This is a genomic window from Candidatus Culexarchaeum yellowstonense (genome assembly GCF_024707025.1).
GTDB lineage: Archaea > Thermoproteota > Methanomethylicia > Culexarchaeales > Culexarchaeaceae > Culexarchaeum.
Map to the genome: position 1 here is coordinate 1 of NZ_JANGFQ010000258.1, position 2,475 is coordinate 2,475.

A 2,475-nucleotide genomic window follows, 5' to 3' on the forward strand; every position below is an offset into this window, starting at 1 on the left:
AATGTTAACAGCCTCCTCCACAAGAACCCTCCTAACAGGAACCCCCCTAACCCCCTCAGAAAACATTTTTGAAACAGCAACCTTAACCTCATCAATAGATCTAGCAACCTTTATCCCACCAGCCTTCCCCCTACCACCAACAAGCACTTGAGCCTTAACCACACATGGAAACCCAATTTCCAAAGCCTTAACGCAAGCCTCCTCAACACTGGAAGCCAAAGCCCCCCTTGGAACAGGGATATTGAATTCTGAAAAGATCCTCTTACCCTCAAACTCATAAAGCTTCAAACTAAACCCCCACCTACTAATGGTTAATTCCAAATATATTTATTGCCTCAACCAATTGAAAAGGTTTAAAACTAAACCCTATTAATAGGGGTTTACAATTAAGTTTAGGGTTGAGTGTGATGGTATGAAGGTGAAGGGGGTAATTGAACACATTAGAAATTCAGCTCAATTGGCATCAATACTTGAAGTGAGCGGATACCCTAAACCTGGAAATGTCCATAGAACTAGAGATCACCCCGATACACGTTATGAACACTTCTTAGCTGGAGCCATAGCCTTAGGATCATCAGTGGAATTATCAGCGAAGAGGGGGGTTATGGCTTCGAGGGGGAAGATAGAGATTTCAAAGATAGGTGTTGGTAGACTTATAAGGAAAGCTGTAATTGATGTTGCAAAATCACATATGGATGGGAATACCCATCTAGGGATATGCCTACTCTTCATACCACTATCCACAGCAGCAGCGAAAACATATATGGAGGAGGGTGAAATTTCAATACCACAATTGAGGAAGAATTTCATGGAGATAATGAATTCAACAACAGCCACAGACACTATAAACGTATATGAAGCCATAAGAATAGCTGGCACACCAAAAGACTTAGGCGAAGTTAAGGATGGTAGATTCCCAGACATATATGACAAGAATTTTAGGAGGAAGATTATCAATGAGGATATCAAATTAATAGATGTCATGAGGGAATCATCATCCTACGACACGGTTGCAAAGGAATTATCAAATGGGATAGAAATATCATCAGAATTGGGATACAAAGAATTAATGGAAGTATATCAGAAGACTAGGGATATAAACATAGCAATAGTACACACATTCCTAAGAATACTATCAGAATATCCGGATACATTCATAGCTAGGAAAATTGGATTAAAGAAGGTTAGAGACATAAAGAGGGCAGTTGAAATTGGAATTAAGGAAACAGAATGGATATCGGAAACTGCAAGGGAAATACTGAATTTAGGTGGATTAACAACTGAAGAGGGGAAGGTGAAACTCTGGAAATTCGACGATGAACTACAAAAGTTGGGTGACGATTACAATCCAGGAACAACAGCAGACCTAACAGCAACATCAATAATGATAGCCCTACTAATGGGATTAAAATATTAAAAGTTCATGAGATGATTAAGGAATGGGGGAAGTAAAAGCCCGTGAAGGAGATTTCATAGAAACCATAGAAGGATTAATATTCGACGTAAAGGGGTTAATACATCCACCAAGAAGAATTATTGCATACCTAAGATACATAGAAGACCCATTAGGTGAAAGGGTTAGAGGTGGAAGGAGATATAGGAAGGTTTACTCATTAACCAATAGAGATAGAATTGTAAGGGATAAGTATCCACAATACATGCATTACGATGAAATCTTCGGGGAATGGATGGAAAGCATACCCACAAACCTAATAATGAAACACTATAAACCAGAATGGAAGGTTATGGAATTGATGGGTAAAGATGTATTGGATGAAACTGAAAACTGCGCACTAAAAATGATCGAAACACTACATGACATAACACAAGTACCAATAGGGAAGATGGGAGTTACAGGCTCAATACTCGTAAACCTACACACAAAAGACTCAGACATAGACATAACGATTTACGGATGGAAAAACTGCACAACAGTATACGAAGAACTGAAAAAATTATTGGAAGAAGGGAAGATGGGATTCAGAAAGTATGATAAGGAAAAGTTAAGAAAACTATACGAATTTAGGGTGAAGGATACATGGATGACCTTCGAAGACTTCCAAAAAATTGAGAGGAGAAAGGTTTCACAAGGGGAATTCCTAAACAGGGAATTCTTCATAAGATTCATACTGGATTGGGATGAAGTTGAAGAAAAGTATGGTGATAAATTATATAGAACTATTGGTTATGCAAGGGTAAAGGCATTAATTGAAGACGATAAATACGCAATATTCACACCATGCAAGTACAGTATATCCAATGTAGAGTTAATTGAGGGGGAGTGCAACCCGAAAAAGTTGGTGGAAATAACGTCGTTTAGAGGTAGATTCTGCGAACAAGCCAGAAGGGGGGAGTGGGTTATAGCTCAAGGGAAAATTGAAATGGTAACTACAAGTAGCGGGGAAGAATACCATAGAATGGTTTTAGGAGGGAAACCATCAGACTTCATGATACTAAAGGAATAAAAAAAGGGAA

At 38.6% G+C, this 2,475-nt stretch carries 3 protein-coding genes; 2 read left to right on the forward strand and 1 reads right to left on the reverse strand.

From position 1 onward, the window contains the following. The coding region (locus MRT15_RS12370; protein ID WP_304330599.1) for an ATP-grasp domain-containing protein at positions 1-288 on the reverse strand (288 nt) is incomplete at its 3' end. Positions 289-412: 124 nt separating this feature from the next. Between MRT15_RS12370 and MRT15_RS12375 the strand changes: the two genes are divergently transcribed. Then, complete coding sequence (locus tag MRT15_RS12375) at positions 413-1,417, forward strand: triphosphoribosyl-dephospho-CoA synthase (protein WP_304330600.1); 1,005 nt, start codon at positions 413-415, stop codon at positions 1,415-1,417. A 22-nt stretch (positions 1,418-1,439) separates the two neighbouring features. Next, a complete protein-coding gene (locus tag MRT15_RS12380) occupies positions 1,440-2,465 on the forward strand; it encodes a nucleotidyltransferase domain-containing protein (RefSeq protein ID WP_304330601.1) in 1,026 nt (341 codons plus the stop codon). Positions 2,466-2,475: the final 10 nt, after the last annotated feature.